18 protein-coding genes are annotated in these 25,319 nt (G+C 71.1%); 4 read left to right on the forward strand and 14 right to left on the reverse strand.

The window, feature by feature from the left end; translation table 11 throughout:
• The first annotated feature begins 3 nt into the window (after positions 1–3).
• From yicI to ACWD1U_RS18305, 3 genes are all read left to right on the forward strand, one after another.
• Positions 4–2,256, forward strand: a complete 2,253-nt coding sequence (gene yicI / locus ACWD1U_RS18295; RefSeq protein WP_451108641.1) for an alpha-xylosidase — start codon at positions 4–6, stop codon at positions 2,254–2,256.
• Positions 2,256–3,260 (forward strand): LacI family DNA-binding transcriptional regulator, encoded by a 1,005-nt coding sequence (locus ACWD1U_RS18300; RefSeq protein WP_451108643.1) that lies wholly within the window; start codon positions 2,256–2,258, stop codon positions 3,258–3,260. The genes yicI and ACWD1U_RS18300 overlap by 1 nt, the downstream gene beginning before the upstream one ends.
• Before the next feature lie 80 nt (positions 3,261–3,340).
• Complete coding sequence (locus ACWD1U_RS18305) at positions 3,341–6,280, forward strand: glycoside hydrolase family 3 C-terminal domain-containing protein (RefSeq protein WP_451108644.1); 2,940 nt, start codon at positions 3,341–3,343, stop codon at positions 6,278–6,280.
• Positions 6,281–6,464: 184 nt separating this feature from the next.
• Here the strand turns inward: ACWD1U_RS18305 and ACWD1U_RS18310 are convergent, their stop codons facing one another.
• Positions 6,465–7,883 (reverse strand): RsmB/NOP family class I SAM-dependent RNA methyltransferase, encoded by a 1,419-nt coding sequence (locus ACWD1U_RS18310; protein ID WP_451108646.1) that lies wholly within the window; start codon positions 7,881–7,883, stop codon positions 6,465–6,467.
• Between the two features lie 183 nt (positions 7,884–8,066).
• The gene (fmt, locus tag ACWD1U_RS18315; protein ID WP_451108968.1) at positions 8,067–8,999 is read right to left on the reverse strand and encodes a methionyl-tRNA formyltransferase; all 933 of its coding nucleotides are present in this window, start codon (positions 8,997–8,999) and stop codon (positions 8,067–8,069) included.
• Positions 9,000–9,321: 322 nt separating this feature from the next.
• Between fmt and ACWD1U_RS18320 the strand changes: the two genes are divergently transcribed.
• Positions 9,322–9,867 carry a hypothetical protein gene (locus ACWD1U_RS18320; protein WP_451108648.1) on the forward strand — a complete coding sequence of 182 codons (546 nt, stop codon included), beginning with the start codon at positions 9,322–9,324 and terminating at the stop codon, positions 9,865–9,867.
• Positions 9,868–10,178: 311 nt separating this feature from the next.
• Here ACWD1U_RS18320 and ACWD1U_RS18325 read toward each other — a convergent pair whose 3' ends face one another.
• The 12 genes from ACWD1U_RS18325 to ACWD1U_RS18380 form a co-directional block, all read right to left on the reverse strand.
• Positions 10,179–12,338, reverse strand: a complete 2,160-nt coding sequence (locus ACWD1U_RS18325) for a primosomal protein N' (protein WP_451108649.1) — start codon at positions 12,336–12,338, stop codon at positions 10,179–10,181.
• A gap of 307 nt (positions 12,339–12,645) precedes the next feature.
• Entirely contained in the window at positions 12,646–13,854 is a 1,209-nt protein-coding gene (gene metK, locus ACWD1U_RS18330; RefSeq protein WP_363121126.1) for a methionine adenosyltransferase, read from the reverse strand.
• A gap of 237 nt (positions 13,855–14,091) precedes the next feature.
• Positions 14,092–15,294, reverse strand: a complete 1,203-nt coding sequence (coaBC, locus tag ACWD1U_RS18335; protein WP_451108650.1) for a bifunctional phosphopantothenoylcysteine decarboxylase/phosphopantothenate--cysteine ligase CoaBC — start codon at positions 15,292–15,294, stop codon at positions 14,092–14,094.
• Between the two features lie 107 nt (positions 15,295–15,401).
• Positions 15,402–15,674 (reverse strand): DNA-directed RNA polymerase subunit omega, encoded by a 273-nt coding sequence (gene rpoZ / locus ACWD1U_RS18340; protein WP_030247008.1) that lies wholly within the window; start codon positions 15,672–15,674, stop codon positions 15,402–15,404.
• 67 nt (positions 15,675–15,741) lie between these two features.
• A complete protein-coding gene (gene gmk, locus ACWD1U_RS18345; RefSeq protein ID WP_451108652.1) occupies positions 15,742–16,335 on the reverse strand; it encodes a guanylate kinase in 594 nt (197 codons plus the stop codon).
• A gap of 80 nt (positions 16,336–16,415) precedes the next feature.
• Positions 16,416–16,739, reverse strand: coding sequence for an integration host factor (locus tag ACWD1U_RS18350; RefSeq protein ID WP_003977346.1), 324 nt, complete (start codon positions 16,737–16,739; stop codon positions 16,416–16,418).
• 264 nt (positions 16,740–17,003) lie between these two features.
• Positions 17,004–17,849 carry an orotidine-5'-phosphate decarboxylase gene (gene pyrF / locus ACWD1U_RS18355; protein ID WP_451108654.1) on the reverse strand — a complete coding sequence of 282 codons (846 nt, stop codon included), beginning with the start codon at positions 17,847–17,849 and terminating at the stop codon, positions 17,004–17,006.
• Positions 17,846–18,952: a quinone-dependent dihydroorotate dehydrogenase gene (locus ACWD1U_RS18360; protein WP_451108656.1), complete on the reverse strand. Its 1,107-nt coding sequence runs from the start codon at positions 18,950–18,952 to the stop codon at positions 17,846–17,848. Before ACWD1U_RS18360 ends, pyrF begins: the two co-directional genes overlap by 4 nt.
• A gap of 72 nt (positions 18,953–19,024) precedes the next feature.
• Positions 19,025–22,333: a carbamoyl-phosphate synthase large subunit gene (gene carB, locus ACWD1U_RS18365; protein WP_451108658.1), complete on the reverse strand. Its 3,309-nt coding sequence runs from the start codon at positions 22,331–22,333 to the stop codon at positions 19,025–19,027.
• Positions 22,326–23,468: a glutamine-hydrolyzing carbamoyl-phosphate synthase small subunit gene (gene carA / locus ACWD1U_RS18370; RefSeq protein ID WP_338776484.1), complete on the reverse strand. Its 1,143-nt coding sequence runs from the start codon at positions 23,466–23,468 to the stop codon at positions 22,326–22,328. Before carA ends, carB begins: the two co-directional genes overlap by 8 nt.
• Entirely contained in the window at positions 23,465–24,034 is a 570-nt protein-coding gene (locus tag ACWD1U_RS18375; protein ID WP_451108660.1) for a PH-like domain-containing protein, read from the reverse strand. The genes carA and ACWD1U_RS18375 overlap by 4 nt, the downstream gene beginning before the upstream one ends.
• Positions 24,031–25,317: a dihydroorotase gene (locus ACWD1U_RS18380; RefSeq protein ID WP_451108662.1), complete on the reverse strand. Its 1,287-nt coding sequence runs from the start codon at positions 25,315–25,317 to the stop codon at positions 24,031–24,033. The genes ACWD1U_RS18375 and ACWD1U_RS18380 overlap by 4 nt, the downstream gene beginning before the upstream one ends.
• Positions 25,318–25,319 lie beyond the last annotated feature (2 nt).

Below are 25,319 nucleotides of genomic sequence, written 5' to 3' on the forward strand. Positions count from 1 at the left end.
GCAGTGAAGTTCACCGATGGCTACTGGCTGCTGCGCGAGGGTGTGACCGCGGCCCATCCGGTCGAGGTCCTGGATGTGACCGCCGGGTCAGGCGCCCTGGAGATCCACGCGCCGACCCAGCCCATCCGCCACCGCGGCGACTTGCTGAAGGGACCGGTCGTGACCATCAGCGCGCACGCGCCGATGCCGGACGTCATCGGCGTCACGTTCACGCACTTCGAGGGCGAGGAGCCGCACGGACCCCAGTTCGAACTGGCGAAGGAGGAGTTCACGGCCCTCACCGCGTACGACGAGGAGTCCGCCACCCTCACCGCGGGCGCCCTGGCCATCAGAGTGAACCGCACCGGCCCCTGGCACGTCGACTTCCTCGCGAACGGCCGCACCCTCACCTCGAGCGGCCCCAAGGGCATGGGCATCATGCGGGACACCGGCACCGGCGGCCACTATCTGCGCGAGCAGCTGAACCTCGGCGTGGGCACGCAGGTCTTCGGACTCGGCGAACGCTTCGGGCCGCTGGTCAAGAACGGTCAGGTCGTGGACATGTGGAACGCCGACGGCGGCACGGCCACGGAGCAGGCCTACAAGAACGTGCCGTTCTATCTGACGGACGCGGGCTACGGCGTCTTCGTCGACCATCCGGGCCGGGTGTCGTTCGAGGTCGGCTCGGAGGCGGTGTCGCGGGTCCAGTTCAGCGCCGAGACACAGCAGTTGACGTACTACGTCATCTACGGCCCGACCCCGAAGGACATCCTCCGCAAGTACACGGCCCTCACCGGCCGCCCGGCCCTGCCGCCCGCCTGGTCGTTCGGGCTGTGGCTGTCGACGTCCTTCACCACCTCGTACGACGAGACCACCGTCACCTCCTTCATCGACGGCATGAAGGAGCGCGAACTCCCGCTCTCCGTCTTCCACTTCGACTGCTTCTGGATGCGCGAGTTCAACTGGTGCGACTTCGAGTGGGATCCGCGGGTCTTCCCGGACCCGGAGGGGATGCTGGCCCGCCTCAAGAACCGCGGCCTGCACATCTCCGTATGGATCAACCCGTACATCGCGCAGCGCTCGCCGCTCTTCGCGGAGGGCAAGGCCCTCGGGCATCTGCTGAAGCGACCGAACGGCAGCGTCTGGCAGTGGGACCTGTGGCAGCCGGGGATGGCCCTCGTCGACTTCACCAGCGAGGCCGCCCGCGCGTGGTACGCGTCGAAGCTGGAGGCTTTGCTCGCGCAGGGCGTCGACTGCTTCAAGACCGACTTCGGGGAGCGGGTCCCGGTCGACGTCGCGTACGCGGACGGCGCCGACCCCGAGCGGATGCACAACTACTACACGTACCTGTACAACCGCACGGTCTTCGACGTGCTCCGCAAGCACCGCGGCGAGGAGGAGGCCGTCCTCTTCGCCCGCTCGGCGACGGCCGGCAGCCAGAAGTTCCCCGTGCACTGGGGCGGCGACTGCGAGGCGACGTACGAGTCGATGGCCGAGTCCCTGCGCGGCGGGCTGTCCCTCGGTCTGTCCGGGTTCGGCTTCTGGAGCCATGACATCGGCGGCTTCGAGGGCACTCCGACGCCCGCCCTCTTCAAACGGTGGATCGCCTTCGGGCTGCTGTCCTCGCACAGCCGGCTGCACGGCAGCTCCTCCTACCGCGTCCCCTGGCTCTTCGACGAGGAGTCCGTGGACGTCCTGCGCCTCTTCACCCGTCTGAAACTGCGCCTCATGCCCTACCTGTACGAGGCCGCCCGGACCGCCCACACCGAGGGCGTGCCGATGATGCGCGCCATGGTCCTGGAGTTCCCGGACGACCCCGGGTGCGCGCATCTGGAAAGGCAGTACATGCTCGGCCCCGACCTGCTGGTCGCGCCCGTGTTCTCCGACGAGGGGGACGTCTCGTACTACGTCCCCGAGGGCACCTGGACCCACTTCCTCAGTGGGCGGTCGGTCACCGGACCGCGCTGGGTGCGCGAGCGGCACGGCTTCCTGAGCGTTCCGCTGCTGGTCAGGCCGGGTGCGGTGATCCCGGTGGGGGCTGTGGACGACCGGCCCGACTACGCGTACGCCGACGGCGTCACCCTGCACGCGTACGAGCTCGGGCGCGGCGCCCAGGTGACGGTTCCGGTGGGAGACGTGACCTTCACCGTCGTCCGCGAAGGGGACACGCTGCGGGCTTCCTGCAGCGACCCCTCGGCGCCCTGGGGGCTGGCCTCGTGCGGGCGTGAGGTGCGGGCGAAGGCCGGCACCGGATTCCTGACGGTGGAGCTCGGCTGATGGTCAAGATCACCGATGTGGCGCGGCACGCAGGGGTCTCCCCCAGCACCGTCTCGTACGCCCTGAGCGGCAAGCGCCCGATCTCCAAGGAGACCCGGCAGCGCATCGAGGCGTCCATCCTCCAACTCGGCTACAGTCCGCACGCCGGGGCCCGGGCGCTGGCTAGCAGCAGGTCGAACGTGCTGGCGCTGGTGATTCCGTTACGGGCCGGCATCCATGTGCCGGTGGTGATGCAGTTCGCGGTGTCGGTGGTGACCTCCGCCCGTCAGTACGACCACGACGTGCTGCTGCTGACGCAGGAGGAGGGTGAGGCGGGGCTGCGGCGCGTCGCGGACACGGCACTGGTCGACGCGCTGATCGTGATGGACCTCCAGCTTCACGATCCCCGGTTGCCGTTGCTCCGCGCCCTGGACCGGCCCTCGGTGCTGATCGGATTCCCCCAGTCGCCCGATGGACTGACCTGCGTCGACCTGGACTTCAGGGCGGCGGGTGAGCTGTGCGTCGAGCATCTGGCCGGGCTCGGGCACCGGGTGATCGGGCTCGTGGGGTCGCCGCCCGAGGTGTACGTACGGGAGACGGGGTTCGCCCAGCGCTTGGTCCAGGGCTTCACCGCCGCGGCCGACCGGAACGGGCTGTCCTCCTCGGTCCACCCCTGCGAGTCGACGCCCGCGGCGGCTCGCCAGGTCGCCGAGCAACTCCTGCGGGAGCGGCCCGCGTTGACTGGTGTCGTCGTGCACAACGAGCCGATCCTGGAGTCGCTGATCGACGCGTTCGAGGGGCTCGGCCTACGGGTCCCGGGGGATCTGTCGGTCACGGCGATCTGCCCGGACGAACTGGCCGAGCACGTCCGCGTCCCCGTCACGTCGATCGCCATACCGGCCGTCGAGGTGGGCGCCGGTGCGGTGGACCTGCTGATGAAGAAACTCGGCGGCGGTACCGCACCGGAGGTGACTCTGCTGTCACCTCGGCTCACCGTGCGGGCCAGCACCATGCCCCGCCCCTGAACCACCCCCCACCCCACTCCCCCACGGAAGCAATCTTGTCCGAGCCCCAGATGCAAGGCCCTAGTTGAAGGAGCCGTGTCATGAAAGGCAAGAGAAGTCGGAGAACCACCGTGGGACGGGGCGCCCCCGCCCTGGCCTTGGTGCTGGGCCTGGTCGCCGGACTCGGCGTCACGGCCACCGGAACGGCCGCGGCGAACGACCCGGCGTACGCCTTCCGCAACCCGAAGCTCTCCGTCGACCGCCGCGTCGACGACCTCCTCGCCCGCCTCACCCTCGACGAGAAGATCTCCCTGCTCCACCAATACCAGCCGGCGATCCCCCGCCTCGGCATCCGGTCGTTCAAGACCGGCACAGAGGCCCTGCACGGCGTCGCCTGGCTCGGCGAGACCACTGTCTTCCCGCAAGCCGTGGGCCTCGCGTCGACCTGGGACCCGGCGCTGGTGAAGAAGGTCGGCTCGGCAGTGGGCGACGAAGCACGCGGCTTCCAGCAGGAGCGCCCGCCCGGCTGGGGCCTCAACCTGTGGGCCCCGGTGGTCAATCCGCTGCGCGACCCGCGCTGGGGCCGCAACGAGGAGGGCTATTCCGAGGACCCGTACCTGACGAGCGCGATGGCGACCGCGTACGGCACCGGCCTCACCGGCGGCGACCCCGACCACCTCAAGACGGCGCCCACGCTCAAGCACTTCCTCGGCAACAACAACGAGGTCGACCGCACCACCACCTCGTCCGACCTGCGCCCACGTGTGCTGAAGGAGTACGAGGAGCCGGCCTTCAGGCCGTCGATCGAGGCGGACGCGGCGACCGGCGTGATGTCCTCGTACAACCTCGTCAACGGCCGCCCGGCGACGGTCAATCCGGCGCTGGACGACGTACGCGCTTGGACCTCCCACGACCTCCTGAACGTCACCGACGCCTACGCGCCCAACAACCTGATCGGCAGCGGCAGTCAGAAGTACTACGACACCCTGACCGAGGGCAACGCGGCCACGCTGAAGGCGGGCATCGACAGCTTCACGACGGACGACTCGAACTCCGCGCGGACCACGTCGGCCATCAAGTCGGCGGTGTCCGAAGGGCTGTTGAAGGAGTCGGACGTCGACACGGCGGCCGGGCACATCCTGAACATCCGTGTCCGGCTCGGTGAATTCGACCCGGGCGGCGGGAAATACGGCTCCCTCGACAAGTCCGTCATCAACAGCCCGGCCCATCAGAAGCTCGCGCGGAAGGCGGCGGCCGATGCGGCGGTGCTGCTGAAGAACTCCGGCGCCACCCTGCCCCTGAAGGCCTCCGCGTCCCAAGACGTGGCGGTCGTGGGCCCGCTCGCCGACACCCTCTACACCGACTGGTACTCGGGCACCCTGCCGTACGCCGTGACGCCCAAGGAGGGCATCGCCGCGAAACTCGGCACGTCGGTCGCGAGCAGTGAAGGCGTGGACCGGATCACGCTGAAGAACGCGGAGAGCGGAAGGTACGTGACGGCGGGGACGGACGCCGACGGCGAGGCGCTGAGGGAGAGCGCGTCCGGTGGGGCCGAGGCCCGGTTCGACGTGTTCGACTGGGGCGCCGGCATCGTGACCCTGCGGTCGGCCGCGAACGGCAAGTACGTCGGCTACAACTGGTCGAACTTCGTCAACGACCAGGTCCAGCCGAACGGTTGGTTCGTGCAGCAGCAGTTCGCGCTGGAGGAGCAGGCCGACGGCACGTACCTGCTGCGGTACGCGGGCTACGAGACCCGGGAGCCCTGGTGGTCCAGCCCGGTCTACCTCGGCCCGACCGGCGACGACGGCACCCTCGGTCTGGTCGCCAAGGCCGAGGCCGCGCGCTACACCAAGGACGTCGTCCGCAGCGGCGCCGAGGATGCCGTGGCGGCGGTGAAGAACAAGGACGCGGCGGTCGTGGTGGTCGGATCCATGCCGGCGATCAACGGCCGCGAGAACGACGACCGCGAGGACATGAGCCTGGCCCCGTCCCAGGAAGCCCTGGTCAAGGCGGTGCGAGCGGCCAACCCGAAGACGGTCGTGGTCGTCGAGAACAGCTACCCGACCACCCTCGGCGCCCTCCAGAAGGAGGTCCCGGCCCTCCTCTGGACCACCCACGCGGGCCAGGAGACCGGCAACGCCCTCGCCGACGTCCTCTTCGGCGACGTGAACCCGGCCGGACGGCTCACCCAGACCTGGTACGAGTCGGAGGCCGACCTCCCCTCCATCCTGGAGTACGACAACATCAAGCACGACCGCACGTACCAGTACTTCAAGGGTGACCCGCTCTACGAGTTCGGCTACGGACTCTCGTACTCTTCCTTCCGTTACGGGAAGTTGAAGCGCTTCGACGACGGATATGAGGTCGCCGTCACGAATACCGGCAAGCGTGCCGGTGACGAGGTCGTGCAGCTCTACACCCACCAGCGCGTCTCACGCGACAAGCAGCCGCTGAAACAGCTGGAGGCGTTCCAGCGGGTATCGCTCGAGCCGGGCCAGACGAAAACCGTCAAGCTGAGGCTCACGACGAAGGACCTCGCACACTGGGACGTCACCCGTTCCAAGTGGGTGGTCGAGAGCAGCACGTACGACGTCCTCGTGGGCGCGTCCTCCGAGGACATCCGCTCCCGTACATCCCTGAAGGTGCGCGGCGAGACGATCCCGGCCCGGGATCTCTCACGGCCGACCCGGGCCGAGAACTTCGACGACTACGAGGGTGTGCGGCTGGTCGACGAGTCCAAGGTCCGCGGAACCGCGGTGGGGGCTTCGGCCGACGGGGCCTGGCTCGAGTTCGCCGATGCCCAACTGGGCTCCGGCGCGGCGAAGTTCAGTGCGCGGGTGGCCGGAGCGGCGGGGAAGGTCGAGATACGGCTCGGCTCGCCGACCGGCACGCTCATCGGCACGGCGAAGACGTCCGGAACGGGGTCGGTGTACGCGTACGAGACGGTGAACGCCTCGCTGTCCGCCTCCGCGAAGGGGCGCCAGGACGTGTACCTCGTGCTGAGCGAGGGCCAGAGATTGTCGACGTTCTCGCTGCGCTGACCCGGACGGCGAACCGCCGCCCCGCCACACGACACGTGAACCCGCTGCCCGGGGCGCCCGAAAGGCCGCCCCGGGCGGCACCTCACCTCAGCACTCGCTCAGCGCCGCCCCTCGGCACCTCTCAGCACTCTGCCGGCCTGCGCGATGAGCACTCCAGCAGGCAGGCGTCCACGGTCTCAGGGGGTCATCCGGTCCGGCGAATGAGTGCGAGATACATGGCGTCGGTCCCGTGCAGATGCGGCCACAGCTGCACGTCGGGCCCGTCACCAAGATCCGGGACGCCGGGCAGCAGCGGGCGTGCGTCGAGGAGATCGGTGTCCGGGTGCTGCTTGAGCACGTCGGCGACGACGGCCCGGGTCTCGGCGAGATGCGGCGAGCACGTCGCGTAGCCCACGACGCCGCCGACCCGCACCGACTCCAGAGCGGTCCGCAGCAGCCCGCGCTGCAACGGCGCGAATCCCTCCAGGTCCTCCGGCCGGCGCCGCCAGCGCGCCTCCGGGCGGCGGCGCAGGGCGCCGAGGCCGGTGCACGGCACGTCGACCAGCACCCGGTCGAAGCTGCCGGGCCGCCACGCCGGACGGGTCCCGTCCGCGGCGATCACCTGGTACGGCCCGGGATTCCCGTCCAGCGCCCGGGCCACGAGCCCGGCCCGGTGGGTCTGCTTCTCGGAGGCCACGAGCAGTGCCCCCCGTTCGGCGGCGAGAGCCCCCAGCAGCGCGGCCTTGCCGCCGGGCCCCGCACACCCGTCCAGCCACCGCCGGTCGGACCCTTCCACCGGCGCGTTGGCCAGGGCGATCGCCACGAGCTGGCTCCCCTCGTCCTGCACACCCGCGCGCCCGTCCCGCACCGCCGCGATGGCGCCGGGCTCCCCGCCCTCGGTCAGCCGCACAGCGTACGGCGACCAGCGCCCCGGCACGGCGGCGTCCTCACCGAGCAGCTCCTCGGCGCCGGACCGCCCGGGCCGCGCCACCAGGGTCACCTCGGGCCGCTCGTTGTCGGCGCGCAGCAGCTCCTCGATGCCGGAGCGTCCGCCACCGAGGGAGTCCCACAGCGCGGACACGACCCACCGCGGGTGCGAGTGCACGACGGCGAGATGGTCCTCGGGATCCGCGTCGTAGGGCGGCGCGACCCGCTCCAGCCAGCCGTCCAGATCGTCCTGGGCGACCTTCCGCAGCACGGCGTTGACGAACTTGGCCCGCCCGTCGCCGAGGACGACCCGGGCGAGCTCGACGGTGGCGGACACGGCCGCGTGCGTGGGGATCCGCGTCCCGAGCAGCTGATGCGCGCCGAGGCTCAGCACGTCCAGCACCGGCGGGTCCACTTCCCCGAGCGGCCGGTCCACGCAGGTCGAGAGGATCGCGTCGTACGTCCCCTGCCGCCGCAGCGTCCCGTACACCAGCTCGGTGGCGAGCGCCGCGTCCCGGGCGTCGAAGTCGCCCTGCTCACGCGCCTTGCGCAGCAGGGGCGGCAGGACGAGGTTGGCGTAGGCGTCCCGCTCGTCCACGGCCCTCAGCGCGTCGAAGGCGAGGATGCGGACGGGGTCCTTCTTGGGCCGACGGTAGGGCTTGCCGGACGTGCGGGGCCGACGGGGCTGGTCGCTCACGAAAAAGGTGCTCCGGGGGTGAGAAGAAGTGCGCCGCCCAGCCTACGCCGCCGGGCGCGAGAGGGAATCAGCGGCGGGGCATCGAGCCGCTGGGGGCAAGAAGCGCCCGGCGGCCGGGCACCCAGCCGCCGGACGCGGAGGCAACCAGCGGCCGGGCAACCCAGCCGCCCCGCCCGTCCGGCTTCAGCCCCCGAGCCGCTCCCCTTCGGTGATCCGCATCCCGCGGGCCCAGTCCGCCGCCCGCATCGGCTTCTTGCCCTGGGCCTGCACCCACAGCAGCTCGACACCGTAGGAACCGGTGCCGACGTACACGTTGTTCTTCCCGGCGGCGATCTGACCCGGGGCGAGGTCCGTCCGGTCGGGCAACGGGGCGACCTGGATGAGCTTGAGCCGTTCCCCGCGGAACGTGGTCCAGGCACCGGGCGCCGGGGTGCAACCCCGCACCACCCTGTCGACGCGCAGCGCGGGCGCCTTCCAGTCGAGGTGCGCGTCCTCGACGTTGACCTTGGGGGCCAGGCTGACCCCCTCGGCCGGCTGTGGAACGGGCTTCAGCGTGCCGTCCTCGATCCCGTCCATGGTCGCCGCGAGCAGCCCGGCCCCGGCGAACGCGAGTCGCGTCAGCAGGTCCCCGCTGGTGTCGGTGGCCCGGATCTCCTCGGTCACCGTCCCGTACACCGGCCCGGAGTCGAGGCCCTCCTCGATCAGGAACGTGGAGGCCCCGGTGATCTCGTCGCCGGCCATGATGGCGTGCTGCACGGGTGCGGCGCCCCGCCAGGCGGGCAGCAGCGAGAAGTGCAGGTTGACCCAGCCGTGCGCGGGGATGTCGAGGGCGACGCGGGGCAGCAGGGCGCCGTAGGCGACGACGGGGCAGCAGTCGGGCGCGATCTCCCGCAGTCGCTCCAGGAACCCGGGGTCCTTCGGCTTCGCGGGCTTCAGCACCTCGATCCCGGCCTCCTCCGCCCGCTCGGCGACGGGCGACGCGACGAGCCTGCGCCCCCGTCCGGCCGGCGCGTCGGGTCGCGTGACGACAGCGGCCACCTCGTGCCGCCCGGAGGCGAGAAGAGCGTCCAGAGCGGGAACGGCGACCTCGGGTGTACCGGCGAAGACGAGCTTCATGGGGTGGTGGGGGCCTCTCGGGCAGGGATCGATGACGGGCAACGCCCAAGTCTATGAGCTCGAAACGGGAAGCCGCCGACGGCGGCCCGCCCCTGCGGTGAGCTCAGCCTCTCGGCCAACGGCTTCGGGCGGTGCGGGGGGTGGAGACGACTCCGAGGCCGCAGCCCGAAGGCGCACACCCCGCGCAAACGGGCGCACGCATATGCCCCACGCCCCCACACCGTGACCCGCGGAGCGGATCCGCGTTGGTCAAGACAGAGTTGACCACAGCGGGCCGCGATCGCGGCCCATTCCTTTCAACGCCGGTTCGAGAGGCTTGTTCATGGCCGACCACGCAACCCACGACGCCCAGGCTCGGGCCAGCCTGCACTTGCTGGTGCGGGACATCGAGCGGGTCCGCCGGCAGGTGGACGCACTGCGCACACTCACCGCCCAGCTGGGCAACGTCTACCGCCCGCGCCGCTCCGGCCCGTCCACGGGCTTCGTCGTCTACGGACGCGCCCCCGCCCCGACGGTACGTCTCGCCCAGGAGCTGCGGGACAGTGTCGAGACCCTGGTCACGGCGGCCGTGGACTTCGACCGCTCACTCGGCTTCTCGTGGGACGCCGTGGGCTCCGCACTCGGAGTCACCAAACAGGCGGTCCACCGCCGTTACGGCACCCGTCGCGCCACGGCCCAGACGGCCACGGCCGAGCCGGAGCGCACGCCGGAGCCGACGGGCACCCGCGCGGTCAATGTGCCCGCCGGGCTCCCCACGGTGCCGACGGTCCCCGCAGCCCGCTCCATGCCGACGCAGCCCACGGCGGGCAGCCGGGCGCTCCAGGACGAGGCGAGGCCGACGGCCTTCCCGGGTCCGCGCAACGGCTGACGCGCGCCGACTGACCCCCTCACCTGCCCTCCCGGGACGCTCCGGGAGGGCAGTCGCGCATCCGGGCGATGCCCAGCACACACGGCACCGGCGCACACAGTCACCCACACGGCATCACCGGCACCCGCCCGCACGCACGGTGCCAGGAGCCATCACCGGACACCCGTCCACACCCGCCGTCGCACACCGGCGTCACGGCACCAGTTCACCCACGAGACGCAGCGGCATCACAGGCACGCCACACACACCCGGCGCACGGCATCAGCGCACCGCTCCGCACGCCGTACACACCGGTTCGCTCACGGCTCCGCTCACCCGATGTCAGCCGGATCGACTCGCACCCAGACGCCGGTCCCGCTCCCGCCGCCACTCCCCCGGGCCATCCGCGCAGCCTGCGCGGCCTTGAGCGCCGCCGCCAACGCAGCCCCTCTGCCCGGCGGCACGCGCAGCAGCGCCCGCTCCCACTGCTCGCCGGGCGGCGGCGCCCCCGCCCGCCGCGGTCGCCCCGCGGCGGGAACCGGCAACGGCACGGGCCCCAGTACCTCGGCCTCCGGCGGCAGCTCGGCCGTCCGGAGGAAGTCGGCCACCGCCTCCCCCGGGCCCGACACGGCCGCCATCCGCGACACCGGCGGGAACCCCAGCTCGGCCCGCTCAGCGAGCTCCCGCACGGCGTGACCCACGGGATCCCACCGTACGAGCGCCTGCACGGGCCGCAGCGTCGGCTCGGCCACGACCACCACCGTGCCGCCGGCCGACTGCGGACGGACGAGGGAGGCGGCCGCGATCCACCGCCGCAACGCGTCCTCCCCGGCCCGCAGATCGGGACGCCCCAGCATCGCCCACCCGTCCAGCAGCAACGCCGCCGCATACCCGCCCTCGGCGACCGGCTCGGCCCCCGGCGTGCTCACGACGAGCGCGGGCGCCCCCGGCACCGTGTCGAGCACGTGTTCACGCCCTGAGGTGCGCACGGGCACCGCGGGGAAGGCCCGTCCGAGTTCCTCGGCGGTCCGCCGCGCCCCCACGACCGAGGCGCGCAGCCGGAAGGAGCCGCACTCCGGGCAGTGCCAGTCACTCTCCTCGCGTCCGCACCACCCGCAGCACAGGGCGCCGCCGTCCCGCGTCTCCATCGGCCCGGCGCAGTGCCGGCACCGCGCGGGCGCCCGGCAACTCGCGCACGCCATGCGCGGCACGTACCCGCGCCGGGGCACCTGCACCAGTACCGGCCCTTGCCGCAGACCGTCCCTGACTGCCTGCCAGGCGAGGGTAGGCAGCCGGGCGGCCCGGGCGGCCTCGTCCCTGACGAGATCCCCGTCCCCGACGGTCCGTACGAGCGGAGCGGTTGCCCGCACCTGCTCGCGCCCGGCGACGAGCGGCCTCGCCCACCCGCTCTCGACGAGCTGCGCGGCCTCCACGGTGCAGGCCCAGCTGCCCAGCAGAAAGCCGCATCCGTCCTGGGCGGCGCGCAGCAGGAGCACCTCCCGGGCGTGGGGCTGCGGGGCGTGCTGCTCGCTGTGGCTGTCGTCGCCGTCGTCCCAGAGGGCGACCAGGCCGAGGTTCTGGACCGGCGCGAACATCGCGGCCCGGGTCCCGATCACGGCCCGTACGGATCCCCGCCGTACCGCGAGCCACTGCGCGTACCGCTTCTCGGGACCGGCGTCGGCGGTGAGGACCGCGTGCCGTCCCTCACCCAGCAGGGAGGTCAGCGCGGCGTCGACCCGGGCGACCGCCCGCCCGTCGGGCAGGACGACGAGCGCCCCGCGCCCGGAGGACAGCGTCGCCATGACGGCCCGGGCCAGCTCGTCGCTCCACTGCGGTCCGGGCAGCGCGTTCCACACGGCCCGGGGTGCGCCGCCCGAGGCCAGCGACTCCAGGAAGGCCGCGCCTCGCTCGTACCGCTGCCAGGAGCCTGCATCAGGCGCCCGGGGAGGAGGCAGGGGCTCGGGGGACGGGCGCTGCTCGGCCCGTGCGTTGCGCGGCGGCACGGCGAGCTGCAGGACGTCGGCGAGGCTGCCCGCGTACCGGTCGGCGACCGCCCGGGCCAGCCCGAGCAGTTCCTCGCTCAGTACCCGCTCGGGCGAGACGACCTGGGCGAGGGCGGCCAGCGGCCCGGAGTAGTCGGACTCGGGCAGCCGCTCGACGAGGAACCCGTCGATCAGCCCGCCGCCCTCGCGGCGGCCCTCCCGCACCCGGTGCCGCCCCGCCCCGAACCGTACCCGGACCCGGACGCCCGGCTGGGCCTGCTCGTCCAGTTCCTCGGGCACGGCGTAGTCGAAGTACCGGTCGAGATGGAGCACGCCCTTGTCGACGAGGACGCGTGCGACCGGCAGGTCCTTGGCGAGCGCCGCCCCCCGCCATGTCCGCGGCTTGGCCCGGGGCGTCTTGGCCTTCCGCACGCTTTCGCGGATGAGCGCGAGCTGCTCGGGCGGCGCGCCTTCCGCCCCGCCGTCCGCTTGCTCGTTCTCGCTGCTCACGCTTGCATTCTTACCAAACGCCACTGACATGCGACGGCGCCCGAGTTCCCCGGCTGCGACGGCACGCACTCGCCCTGGACCACTCGGCCACCCACGCGCACCCGCCCGGCGACGGCGGGATTCGAACCCGCGAGGGCTCCAGCGGGCGCCCCGGCACGCTCACCAGCGTAGGGACCGCCTGCCGTCGTCCGCGAACCGATTGCGCGCCCCGGAGGGCACGAGGGCCCCCAGGAGGACTCCCGGCACGCGGCGAGGCCCGGCTCCCCAAGGGGTGCCGGGCCTCGCGCAGTGCCGTGGGGGCCGGAGACTACAGCCCCGCCGCCTTCCGCAGCGCGTCCACGCGGTCCGTGCGCTCCCACGTGAAGTCGGGGAGCTCGCGGCCGAAGTGGCCGTACGCGGCGGTCTGGGAGTAGATCGGGCGGAGCAGGTCGAGGTCACGGATGATGGCGGCCGGGCGGAGGTCGAAGACCTCGTCGATCGCCTTCTCGATCCGGTCCGTGTCGATCTTGGCGGTGCCGAAGGTCTCGACGAACAGACCGACCGGCTCGGCCTTGCCGATCGCGTACGCGACCTGCACCTCGCAGCGCGTGGCGAGACCCGCGGCCACCACGTTCTTGGCGACCCAGCGCATCGCGTACGCCGCGGAGCGGTCGACCTTGGACGGGTCCTTGCCCGAGAAGGCACCGCCGCCGTGGCGGGCCATGCCGCCGTAGGTGTCGATGATGATCTTGCGGCCGGTCAGGCCGGCGTCGCCCATCGGGCCGCCGATCTCGAAGCGGCCGGTGGGGTTGACCAGCAGACGGTAGTTCTCCGTCTCGAGCTTGATGCCCTCGTCGAGCAGCGCCTTAAGCTCCGGCTCGACCACGAACTCCTTGATGTCAGGGGCCAGGAGCGAGTCCAGGTCGATGTCGGAGGCGTGCTGGGAGGAGACCACGACGGTGTCCAGGCGGACCGCCTTGTCGCCGTCGTACTCGATGGTGACCTGCGTCTTGCCGTCCGGGCGCAGGTAGGGGATGGTGCCGTTCTTGCGCACGTCGGACAGGCGCTTCGACAGGCGGTGGGCCAGGAAGATCGGCAGCGGCATCAGCGTCGGCGTCTCGTCCGTCGCGTAGCCGAACATCAGGCCCTGGTCGCCCGCGCCCTGCTTGTCGAGCTCGTCGTCGTCGCCCTCGACACGGGTCTCGTAGGCCGTGTCCACGCCCTGGGCGATGTCCGGGGACTGCGCGCCGATCGACACCGACACGCCGCAGGAGGCGCCGTCGAAGCCCTTCTTCGAGGAGTCGTAGCCGATTTCGAGGATCTTGTTCCGGACCAGCGTCGCGATGTCCGCGTACGTCTTGGTCGTAACCTCGCCGGCCACGTGGACCAGGCCGGTCGTGATCAGGGTCTCGACGGCGACCCGAGAGGACGGGTCTTCGCGCAGCAGCGCGTCGAGGATGGTGTCGCTGATCTGGTCAGCGATCTTGTCGGGGTGACCCTCGGTCACGGACTCCGAGGTGAACAGACGACGGGACACAACGCTCCCTGGGGTTGCAGCGGCTGCTGGCTGATCATTGGCGGACGGCGGGGGCTGCACCCGGCGCCGTCCTTGGAACAGTTTATCGGTCACGCTTCGGCCACGGCCCCCCTGTCTCGCCACTCGGGAGTGGTGTGACCTGCGGCACTGGCATTCTGCCCAATGCCGAGCGGCGTTGGCCAGAGTCGCCACGCCCCGATCGACCGGGATTCGAGAGGGTGTACGGCGACCGGGACATCAGCTCAGGCGTTCGGCCACCAGGTCCCACACCGTTTCGGCGAGGGATTCCTTCGGGCCGTGCGCGACAGCCGTCTCGCTGCCGTCGGCGTCGATCACCACGGCCTCGTTCTCCTCGGAACCGAAGGTCTTGCGCTCCCCCACCTCGTTCACGACCAGCAGATCGCACCCCTTGCGCTTCAGCTTGGCGCGGCCGTTGGCGAGGACGTCGTCCGTCTCCGCGGCGAAGCCGACGACCACCTGACCGGCGCGGGCCCGGTCGGCGGAGATCTCCGCGAGGATGTCGGGATTCCGCACCAGGGTGATCGGCTCGGGCTCCTGATCGTCCTTCTTCTTGATCTTCCCGGCCGCGTAGGCGGCCGGGCGGAAGTCCGCCACCGCCGCCGCCATCACCACGGCGTCGGCGTCGGCGGCGGCCTTCAGCACCTCCTCGCGCAGCCGCGCCGCCGTGTCGACCGGGACCACGTCCACGCCGGCCGGGTCCGGGAGGGTGCTGTTGGCGGCGATCAGCGTGACACGGGCGCCGCGGGCGGCGGCGGTGCGGGCGAGGGCGTAGCCCTGCTTGCCGGAAGAGCGGTTGCCGAGGAAGCGGACGGGGTCCAAGGGCTCGCGGGTGCCGCCCGCGCTGACCACGACGTGCCGGCCCGTGAGGTCCGGCTCTCGCACGCCCCGGGCCAGCACCCGGCGGCAGGCCTCGAAGATCTCGGCCGGGTCGGGGAACCGGCCCTTTCCGGTGTCGACGCCGGTGAGGCGGCCCACTGCCGGTTCGATGACCAGGGTTCCGCGGCGGCGCAGCGTCGCCACGTTCTCCTGGGTGGCGGGGTGCTCCCACATCTCCGTGTGCATGGCGGGGGCGAAGACCACCGGGCAGCGGGCGGTGAGCAGGGTGTTGGTGAGGAGGTCGTCGGCGAGGCCGTGCGCCGCCTTGGCGAGCAGGTCGGCGGTGGCCGGGGCGACGACGACCAGGTCGGCGTGCTGCCCGATGCGGACGTGCGGGACCTCGTGCACGTCGTCCCACACCTCGGTGGAGACCGGGTTGCCGGAGAGGGCGGACCAGGTGGCGGCGCCGACGAAGTGCAGCGCGGAGGCGGTGGGCACGACGCGCACGTCATGGCCCGACTCCGTCAGCCGCCGCAGCAGCTCACAGGCCTTGTACGCGGCGATGCCGCCACTGACCCCCAGCACGACCTTCGGCTTGTCCACTGTCTCTCCCCGGACCTCGGCGACGTACATGTCCCATCACACACCACAGGCCCGGCAGTCGACCTGCCAGGCCTGTGGATAAGTCAGCGTCAAGCTGTAAATCGCATTTACTGCGCCGGGCCCTCGACGGCCTCGGACGTCAGGAGCCCCGCGTTGATCTCACGGAGGGAGATCGAGAGCGGCTTCTCGTGGACGTGGGTGTCGACGAGAGGACCGACGTACTCGAGGAGACCCTCGCCGAGCTGCGAGTAGTACGCGTTGATCTGGCGGGCCCGCTTGGCCGCGTAGATCACGAGGCTGTACTTCGAGTCGGTGGCCTCGAGGAGCTCGTCGATCGGCGGGTTGATGATGCCCTCGGGCGCGGAGATGGAAGAGGACACGCTCTACCTTCCGATGGATGGGAAAGAATCTGTCAGGTGATCAGCGGACCGGAACGATCAGCGATGGTCACACGACGTCCATCAAGGCTAGCAGCTCGCGCGCCACGTCCTCGACGGAGGTGTTGACCAGGGTGGTGTCGAACTCCGGCTCGGCGGCCAGTTCGATCTTCGCTGCCTGCAGCCGGCGCTCGATCACCTCGGGCGGTTCGGTGCCCCGCCCGGTGAGTCGGCGCACCAGTTCCTCCCACGAGGGGGGAGCCAGGAACACCAGCTGGGCCTCGGGCATCGACTCCCGGACCAGGCGGGCGCCCTGCAGGTCGATCTCGAGGAGTACCGGCTCGCCCTTCTCCAGGCGCTCCTGCACGGCCGCACGCGGTGTGCCGTAGCGGTTGCCGGCGAACTCGGCCCACTCCAGCAGTTCGCCGTTGGCGATCAGCTTGTCCATCTCGTCGTCGGTGACGAAGAAGTAGTGGACTCCGTGCTGCTCGCCGGGGCGGGGCTTGCGGGTCGTCGCCGACACCGAGAGCCAGACCTCGGGATGTTCCTTGCGCATATGGGCGACGACCGTGCTCTTACCGACCCCGGAGGGGCCGGAGAGCACGGTCAGCCGCGGACGTACGTCCGGGGGCACGGGGGTCGTCCCCCGGGGTGTTGCAGCCATGCAGCGATTATCCAGCAATCCCGGAGTGCCCGGGACTCGCTTCCCAGGAGTGCCGGACTCGCTTTCCCGGAGTGCCCGGTTCAGGAGCCGGTGCTGCCGAACTCGCGCTCCAGGGAGGCGATCTGGTTGGAGCCGAGACCACGCACGCGGCGGCTCTCGGAGATGCCGAGTCGCTCCATGATCTGCTTGGCGCGGACCTTGCCCACGCCCGGCAGGGACTCAAGAAGGGCGGAGACCTTCATCTTGCCGATGACGTCGTTCTCCTGGCCCTGCTTGATGACCTCGTGAAGCGAGGCGCCGGAGTGCTTGAGTCGATTCTTGACCTCGGCCCGCTCCCGGCGAGCCGCGGCGGCCTTTTCGAGCGCGGCTGCGCGCTGTTCAGGGGTAAGGGGCGGAAGAGCCACGCCTACGTCACCTCGGATGTCGAACTGTCGGATACGGACCGGTGAGGAACCTAGTCGCCCCACACCTGGGGAGCCACGAGCAACACGCTTGCCCGTTCTCTCGTCGGAGACTAGCGGGCAAGTCCGCCAGAGTCAGCGAGAACAGCGGAAAAGTCCTGGTCAGCCTTCATCTGAACGGACATTTAGGACATACTGCCCCGGATTTGAGGATGTATTCAGACTCAGGCGAACCCGGGAGCACTCATCGGAGGATTCGGGAGGAGGTCAGCAGGACGCGACCGTGTGACGGATCTCCTCCGTGAAGCGCTCCGCGGCGTCACGCAGAGCGACCGCGTCGGGACCGTGGCGTAGCACTCCCCGGCTGACGTTCGGCACGACATTGCGCACCGCCGCCCCGAAGACCCGGGGGAGATCGGCCGGCGTGGCACCCTGGGCACCGATGCCGGGCGCGAGGAGCGGGCCGTTGATGTCCAGGTCGTACGTCGACAGGTCACCGAGGGTGGCGCCGACGACCGCGCCGAAGGACCCCAGGGGGTCCTCCCCCGCGTTCTCGGCGGCCAGGTGCGCGAGCATGGTCGCTCCGACGTTCCGGCCGTCGGAGCGCACGGCGTGCTGGACCTCGCCGCCCTCCGGGTTGGAGGTCAACGCCAGCACGAACAGCCCGGCGCCGCTCTCCCGGGCCAGCGCGACGGCCGGGCTCAGCGAGCCGTAGCCGAGGTACGGCGAGACGGTCAGGGCGTCGGAGAACAGCGGGGCGTCCTTGTGCAGGAAGGACTCGGCGTAGGCGGCCATGGTCGAGCCGATGTCGCCGCGCTTTGCGTCCATCACGACCAGCGCGCCCGCCGCCCGCGCCTCGGCCACCGACTTCTCCAGGACGGCGACGCCGCGCGAGCCGAACCGCTCGAAGAACGCGCTCTGCGGTTTGAGCACGGCGACCCGGTCGGCCACCGCCTCGACGACCGTGCGGCTGAACCGCTCCAGGCCCGCCACGTCGTCGTTCAGGCCCCACTCCGCGAGCAGGGAGGCGTGCGGGTCGATACCGACACACAGGGGGCCGCGCTCGTCCATGGCCCGGCGCAGACGCGTGCCGAAGGGTTCCAGGGCACTCATGCCGTCTTCCTCACGTCGGCGCCCACCGCGTCGGCGAGCGTGGCGTAGGGGCTCGTGGCCAGGCGTGCGGCGAGCCCCTTGTGGATCGCGCGGCCCCAGAAGGGACCCTCGTAGACGAAGGCGCTGTAGCCCTGGACCAGAGTGGCGCCGGCCAGGATGCGCTGCCAGGCGTCCTCGGCGTTCTCGACGCCGCCGACGCCCACCAGGGTGATCCGGTCGCCCACGCGCGCGTAGAGGCGGCGCAGGACCTCCAGGGAGCGCTCCTTCAGGGGCGCCCCGGACAGACCGCCGGTCTCCTTGACCAGGGCGGGGTCGGACTTCAGACCGAGTCCTTCGCGCGCGATGGTGGTGTTGGTGGCGATGATGCCGTCCAGGCCGAGTTCCACGGCCAGGTCGGCGACCGCGTCGACGTCCTCGTCGGCGAGGTCCGGCGCGATCTTGACCAGGAGCGGGACGCGCCGCGCGGACACGGCGCGGTCGGCGGCCTCGCGGACGGCGCTCAGGAGCGGACGGAGCGCCTCGGTGGCCTGGAGGTTGCGCAGACCGGGCGTGTTCGGGGAGGAGACGTTGACGACCAGGTAGTCGGCGTACGGCGCCAGCCGCTCGGCGGACTTCACGTAGTCCGCGACCGCCTCCTCCTCAGGTACGACCTTGGTCTTGCCGATGTTGACGCCGACGACCGGCTTGAAGACCGGCGCACGGGAGGCCAGGCGGGCGGCGACCCGGAGCGAGCCGTCGTTGTTGAAACCCATGCGGTTGATCAGCGCCCGGTCCTTGACCAGGCGGAACAGCCGCTGCTTGGGATTGCCGGGCTGCGGCTCGCCGGTGACCGTGCCGATCTCGACGTGGTCGAAGCCGAGCATGGCCATGCCGTCGATGCCCACGGCGTTCTTGTCGAAGCCCGCGGCGAGCCCGAAGGGACCGTGCATGCGCAGCCCGAGGGCCTCGGTGCGCAGCTCTTCGTAACGGGGCGCGAGGGCGGCCGCCAGGAAGGTGCGCAGCACGGGCACGCGGGCGGCCAGGCGGATCCAGCGGAAGGCGAGGTGGTGGGCCTGCTCCGGGTCCAGCCGTTTGAAGACGAGACGGAAGAAGATCTTGTACATGGTGTCCTCACGAAGACGTGGCGTCCTCACGAAGAGGGGGACACCGTTTCCGGTGTCCCCCTCGGGGCTGGGCTAGTCGCGGGCCGCGGTCAGGTGTTCCGCGTGTTCCTGGAGCGACCGGACGCTCACGTCGCCGCGGTTGAGGGCGTCGATGCCCTGGACCGCCGCCGCGAGCGCCTGGACCGTCGTCAGGCAGGGCACGGAGCGTGCCACGGCCGCCGTACGGATGTCGTAGCCGTCGAGGCGGCCGCCCGTGCCGTACGGGGTGTTGACGATGAGGTCGACCTCGCCGTCGTGGATGAGCTGGACGATGGTCTTCTCGCCGTTCGGGCCGGTCCCTTCGGACTGCTTGCGCACGACCGTGGCGTTGATGCCGTTGCGCTTGAGGACCTCGGCCGTGCCGGAGGTGGCCAGCAGCTCGAATCCGTGCGCGACCAGCTCGCGGGCCGGGAAGATCATCGAACGCTTGTCACGGTTGGCGACCGAGATGAACGCGCGGCCCTTGGTGGGCAGCGGGCCGTAGGCGCCCGCCTGCGACTTGGCGTACGCCGTGCCGAAGACGGAGTCGATGCCCATGACCTCGCCGGTGGAGCGCATCTCCGGGCCGAGGATCGTGTCGACGCCGCGGCCGTGGATGTCGCGGAAGCGCGACCACGGCATGACGGCCTCCTTGACGGAGATCGGCGCGTCCAGCGGCAGCTCGCCGCCGTCGCCGCTCGCCGGGAGCAGGCCCTCGGCGCGCAGCTCGGCGATGGTCGCGCCCAGCGAGATGCGGGCGGCGGCCTTCGCGAGCGGCACCGCGGTCGCCTTCGAGGTGAAGGGGACGGTGCGCGAGGCGCGCGGGTTGGCCTCCAGGACGTAGAGGATGTCGCCCGCCAGCGCGAACTGGATGTTGATCAGGCCGCGCACCCCGACGCCCTTCGCGATGCCCTCCGTGGAGGCGCGCAGGCGCTTGATGTCGAAGCCGCCGAGCGTGATCGGGGGCAGGGCGCACGCCGAGTCACCGGAGTGGATGCCGGCCTCCTCGATGTGCTCCATGACACCGCCGAGGTACAGCTCCTCGCCGTCGTAGAGCGCGTCGACGTCGATCTCGATCGCGTCGTCCAGGAACCGGTCGACCAGGACCGGGCGGGACGGGCTGATCTCCGTCGACTCGGCGATGTACGCCTCCAGGCGCGTCTCGTCGTAGACGATCTCCATGCCGCGCCCGCCGAGGACGTACGACGGGCGGACCAGGACCGGGTAGCCGATCTCGTCGGCGATGGCCTTGGCCTCGGCGAAGGTGGTGGCCGTGCCGTGCTTGGGGGCGGGGAGGCCGGCCTCCTTGAGGACCCGGCCGAAGGCGCCGCGGTCCTCGGCGGCGTGGATGGCCTCCGGGGAGGTGCCGACGATCGGCACGCCGTTGTCCTTCAGCGCCTGCGACAGGCCCAGCGGGGTCTGGCCGCCGAGCTGGACGACGACGCCCGCGACCGGGCCGGCCTGCTGCTCGGCGTGGACGATCTCCAGCACGTCCTCGAGCGTCAGCGGCTCGAAGTACAGGCGGTCGGAGGTGTCGTAGTCCGTGGAGACGGTCTCCGGGTTGCAGTTGACCATCACGGTCTCGTAGCCCGCGTCGCTCAGCGCGAAGGAGGCGTGGACGCAGGAGTAGTCGAACTCGATGCCCTGGCCGATGCGGTTCGGGCCGGAGCCCAGGATGATGACGGCCGCCTTCTCGCGGGGCGCGACCTCGGTCTCCTCGTCGTAGGAGGAGTAGAAGTACGGCGTCTTCGCGGCGAACTCGGCGGCGCAGGTGTCGACCGTCTTGTAGACCGGGCGGATGCCCAGCGCGTGCCGGACCTCGCGGACGACGTCCTCGCGCAGGCCGCGGATCTCGCCGATCTGCTGGTCGGAGAAGCCGTGCCGCTTGGCCTCGGCGAGCAGGTCGGGCGTGAGTTCGGCGGCGGCGGCGAGCTCGTCCGCGATCTCCTTGATCAGGAAGAGCTGGTCGACGAACCAGGGGTCGATCTTCGTGTACTCGAAGACCTCCTCAGGGGTGGCGCCCGCGCGGATCGCCTGCATGACGGTGTTGATCCGGCCGTCGGTGGGGCGGACCGCCTCGCGCAGCAGCTCGTCCTTGTCGCCGGGCTCGCCGACGAAGGTGAACTGGCTGCCCTTCTTCTCCAGCGAGCGCAGGGCCTTCTGGAAGGCCTCGGTGAAGTTGCGGCCGATGGCCATGGCCTCACCGACCGACTTCATGGTGGTGGTGAGGGTGGAGTCCGCGCTCGGGAACTTCTCGAAGGCGAAGCGCGGGGCCTTCACGACCACGTAGTCGAGCGTCGGCTCGAAGGAGGCGGGCGTCTCCTGCGTGATGTCGTTCGGGATCTCGTCCAGCGTGTAGCCGACGGCCAGCTTGGCGGCGATCTTGGCGATCGGGAAGCCGGTCGCCTTGGAGGCGAGCGCGGAGGACCGGGAGACGCGCGGGTTCATCTCGATGACGATGACCCGGCCGTCCTCGGGGTTCACCGCGAACTGGATGTTGCAGCCGCCGGTGTCGACGCCGACCTCGCGGATGACGGCGATGCCGATGTCGCGGAGGGTCTGGTACTCGCGGTCGGTGAGGGTCATGGCCGGGGCGACCGTGATCGAGTCACCCGTGTGCACGCCCATGGGGTCGAAGTTCTCGATGGAGCAGACGACCACGACGTTGTCGTGCTTGTCGCGCATGAGCTCCAGCTCGTACTCCTTCCAGCCGAGGATGGACTCCTCCAGGAGCACCTCGGTGGTCGGCGAGAGCGTGAGGCCCTGCCCGGCGATGCGGCGCAGCTCCTCCTCGTTATGGGCGAAGCCGGAGCCGGCGCCGCCCATCGTGAAGGACGGGCGGACGACGACCGGGTAGCCGCCGAGCTCCTCGACGCCGTTGAGGACGTCGTCCATGGAGTGGCAGATGTAGGACCGGGCGGACTCGCCGTGGCCGATCTTCTTGCGGACCTCCTCCACGACCTCCTTGAACTGGTCGCGGTCCTCGCCCTTGTGGATCGCCTCGACGTTGGCGCCGATCAGCTCGACGCCGTACTTGTCGAGGACGCCGTTCTCGTGCAGCGAGATGGCGGTGTTGAGGGCCGTCTGGCCGCCCAGTGTGGGCAGCAGCGCGTCGGGCCGCTCCTTGGCGATGATCTTCTCGACGAACTCGGGGGTGATCGGCTCGACGTAGGTGGCGTCGGCGATCTCCGGGTCGGTCATGATCGTCGCCGGGTTGGAGTTCACCAGGATGACGCGCAGGCCCTCGGCCTTGAGCACGCGGCACGCCTGGGTGCCGGAGTAGTCGAACTCGGCGGCCTGGCCGATGACGATCGGGCCGGAGCCGATGACCAGGACGGACTGGATATCGGTGCGCTTAGGCACGCTGGCCCTCCATCAGGGATACGAAGCGGTCGAACAGGTAGGCGGCGTCATGCGGGCCGGCTGCCGCTTCGGGGTGGTACTGGACGCTGAAGGCGGGGCGGTCGAGGAGCTGAAGCCCCTCCACCACGTTGTCGTTCAGGCACACGTGCGACACCTCGGCGCGGCCGAACGGGGTCTCGGAGACCTGGTCGAGCGGGGCGTCGACGGCGAAGCCGTGGTTGTGCGCGGTGACCTCGACCTTGCCGGTCGTGCGGTCCTGCACCGGCTGGTTGATGCCGCGGTGGCCGTACTTCAGCTTGTAGGTGCCGAAGCCGAGGGCACGGCCCAAAATCTGGTTGCCGAAGCAGATGCCGAACAGCGGAGTGCCGCGCTCCAGGACGCCCCGCATCACGGAGACGGGGTGGTCGGCGGTGGCCGGGTCGCCCGGGCCGTTGGAGAAGAACACGCCGTCCGGATTCACCGCGTAGACGTCCTCGACGGTCGCGGTCGCCGGGAGCACGTGCACCTCGATGCCGCGCTCGGCCATGCGGTGCGGGGTCATGCCCTTGATGCCGAGGTCGACGGCGGCGACGGTGAACTTCTTCTCGCCGATCGCGGGGACGACGTACGGCTCGGTGGTGGCGACCTCGGCGGAGAGGTTCGCGCCCTTCATCTGCGGGGCTTCCTGCACGCGCGCGAGGAGTGCGCTGTCGTCCCGGACGGCGTCGCCGCTGAAGATGCCGACGCGCATCGCGCCGCGCTCGCGCAGGTGGCGCGTGAGGGCGCGGGTGTCGATGCCGGAGATGCCGACGACGCCCTGCGCCGCCAGCTCCTCGTCCAGCGAGCGCCGGGAGCGCCAGTTGGACGGTACGCGCGCGGGGTCGCGCACGACGTACCCGGAGACCCAGATGCGCTGGGACTCGGGGTCCTCGTCGTTGACGCCGGTGTTGCCGACGTGCGGTGCCGTCATCACCACGACCTGGCGGTGGTACGACGGGTCGGTGAGGGTCTCCTGGTAGCCGGTCATGCCGGTGGAGAACACCGCTTCGCCGAAGGTCTCCCCCACGGCCCCGTAGGCACGGCCGCGGAAGACCCGGCCGTCCTCCAGGACGAGTACGGCGGGAGTTTTGGCTGCTCCCCTGGTGGAGGTCGTCATCGTTCGGCGCCTTCCCTGCTGTTCGTTTCGATCATGGAGTTGATGGCCTCGACCCACTCGTTGTGCTCGGCCGCGTGGTCGGAGCGGAAGCCGGAGTCGATCAGCCGGTCGCCGTGCTCCCAGGTGACGACCAGCAGGCCGCCCTCGGTGAGCACCTTGCCGGCGATGCCCTTGTCGAGCCGGGCCTCGCGGAGCTGTGCGGCCGGGACGAAGAAGTCGCTCGCCCCGGGGCGCACGACGTCCAGTCCGGCGTCCGTGAGCGTGAGCTCGGCGCGGCTGCGGGTGCCCAGACCCTGCGCGACGATGCGGTCGAGCCACTGTCCGGCGGTGGTGGAGCCGTGGTAGCGGCCGCTCATCGTCAAGCGCGCCGGGCCCGGGTCGTCCGGGGTGGTCGGCAGCTCGGGCAGGTCGCCCTGGAGGGTGCCGCGCCACTTCCAGCCTTCGCGCATCAGCCAGTAGACGAGCGCGACGAACAGGGCGAGGCCGACGACCCAGCCGATACGGGCGGCCCAGTCGGTCACTTGCGCCGATTCCTTCTCGGCGGCCAGGAGGAGTACAGGTGTCACGTGAGCTTCCCGTCGACGAGCGTGGCCTTGCCCCGCAGCCACGTGTGCGTCACACGGCCCGGCAGCTCACGCCCCTCATAGGGGGTGTTGCGGCTGCGCGAGGCGAAGCCCGCGGGGTCCACAGGGCCACGGTATGCCGTGTCGACGAGGGTGAGGTTGGCGGGCTCACCTGCCGAGACAGGACGGCCGTGACCCTTGGCCTGTCCGATCTGCGCGGGCTTGACGGACATGCGGTCGGCGACGCCGGCCCAGTCCAGCAGGCCCGTGTCGACCATGGTCTCCTGCACCACCGACAACGCGGTCTCCAGGCCGACCATGCCCATGGCGGCCGCGGCCCACTCGCAGTCCTTGTCCTCGTGCGGATGCGGGGCGTGGTCGGTCGCGACGATGTCGATCGTGCCGTCGGCGAGCGCCTCGCGCAGGGCCATCACGTCGCGCTCGGTGCGCAGCGGCGGGTTGACCTTGTAGACGGGGTTGTACGTGCGGACCAGCTCGTCGGTGAGGAGCAGGTGGTGCGGGGTGACCTCGGCGGTGACGGCGATGCCGCGGGACTTGGCCCAGCGGACGATCTCGACGGACCCGGCGGTCGACAGGTGGCAGATGTGGACGCGGGAGCCGACGTGGTCGGCGAGCAGGACATCCCGGGCGATGATCGATTCTTCGGCCACCGCGGGCCAGCCCCCGAGCCCCAGCTCGGCGGAGACGACGCCCTCGTTCATCTCGGCGCCCTCGGTCAGCCGCGGCTCCTGCGCGTGCTGCGCGACGACACCGCCGAAGGCCTTCACGTACTCCAGGGCCCGGCGCATGATCACGGCGTCGTGGACGCACTTGCCGTCGTCGGAGAAGACGGTGACCCCGGCGGCCGACTCGTGCATGGCACCCAGCTCGGCGAGCTTCCTGCCCTCCAGGCCGACGGTGACGGCACCGATCGGCTGGACGTCGCAGTAGCCGTGCTCCTTGCCGAGCCGCCAGACCTGCTCGACCACGCCGGCGGTGTCGGCGACCGGGAAGGTGTTGGCCATGGCGAACACGGTGGTGTAGCCACCGGTGGCCGCGGCCCGGGTGCCGGTGAGGACGGTCTCGGAGTCCTCGCGGCCGGGCTCGCGCAGATGCGTGTGCAGGTCGACCAGGCCCGGCAGCAGCACCTTGCCCCCGGCCTCGACGACCTCCGCGCCATCGGCGGACAGCCCGGCACCCACCTCGGCGATGGTGCCGCCGTCGACCAGCACGTCCTGCGGCTCGCCGCCCAGCACCTTCGCACCACGGATCAGGATCTTGCTCATCT

The organism is Streptomyces sp. NPDC002788 (genome assembly GCF_053592115.1).

Excerpts from the sequence above, each read along its gene's own strand:
- pyrF (WP_451108654.1), bottom strand. The coding sequence starts at position 17,849 with ATGAGTGCCCTGGAACCCTTCGGCACGCGTCTGCGCCGGGCCATGGAC.
- fmt (WP_451108968.1), bottom strand. The coding sequence starts at position 8,999 with ATGAAGCTCGTCTTCGCCGGTACACCCGAGGTCGCCGTTCCCGCTCTG.
- ACWD1U_RS18360 (WP_451108656.1), bottom strand. The coding sequence starts at position 18,952 with ATGTACAAGATCTTCTTCCGTCTCGTCTTCAAACGGCTGGACCCGGAG.
- ACWD1U_RS18305 (WP_451108644.1), top strand. The coding sequence starts at position 3,341 with ATGAAAGGCAAGAGAAGTCGGAGAACCACCGTGGGACGGGGCGCCCCC.
- ACWD1U_RS18380 (WP_451108662.1), bottom strand. The coding sequence starts at position 25,317 with ATGAGCAAGATCCTGATCCGTGGTGCGAAGGTGCTGGGCGGCGAGCCG.
- gmk (WP_451108652.1), bottom strand. The coding sequence starts at position 16,335 with ATGGCTGCAACACCCCGGGGGACGACCCCCGTGCCCCCGGACGTACGT.
- carA (WP_338776484.1), bottom strand. The coding sequence starts at position 23,468 with ATGACGACCTCCACCAGGGGAGCAGCCAAAACTCCCGCCGTACTCGTC.
- ACWD1U_RS18300 (WP_451108643.1), top strand. The coding sequence starts at position 2,256 with ATGGTCAAGATCACCGATGTGGCGCGGCACGCAGGGGTCTCCCCCAGC.
- ACWD1U_RS18320 (WP_451108648.1), top strand. The coding sequence starts at position 9,322 with ATGGCCGACCACGCAACCCACGACGCCCAGGCTCGGGCCAGCCTGCAC.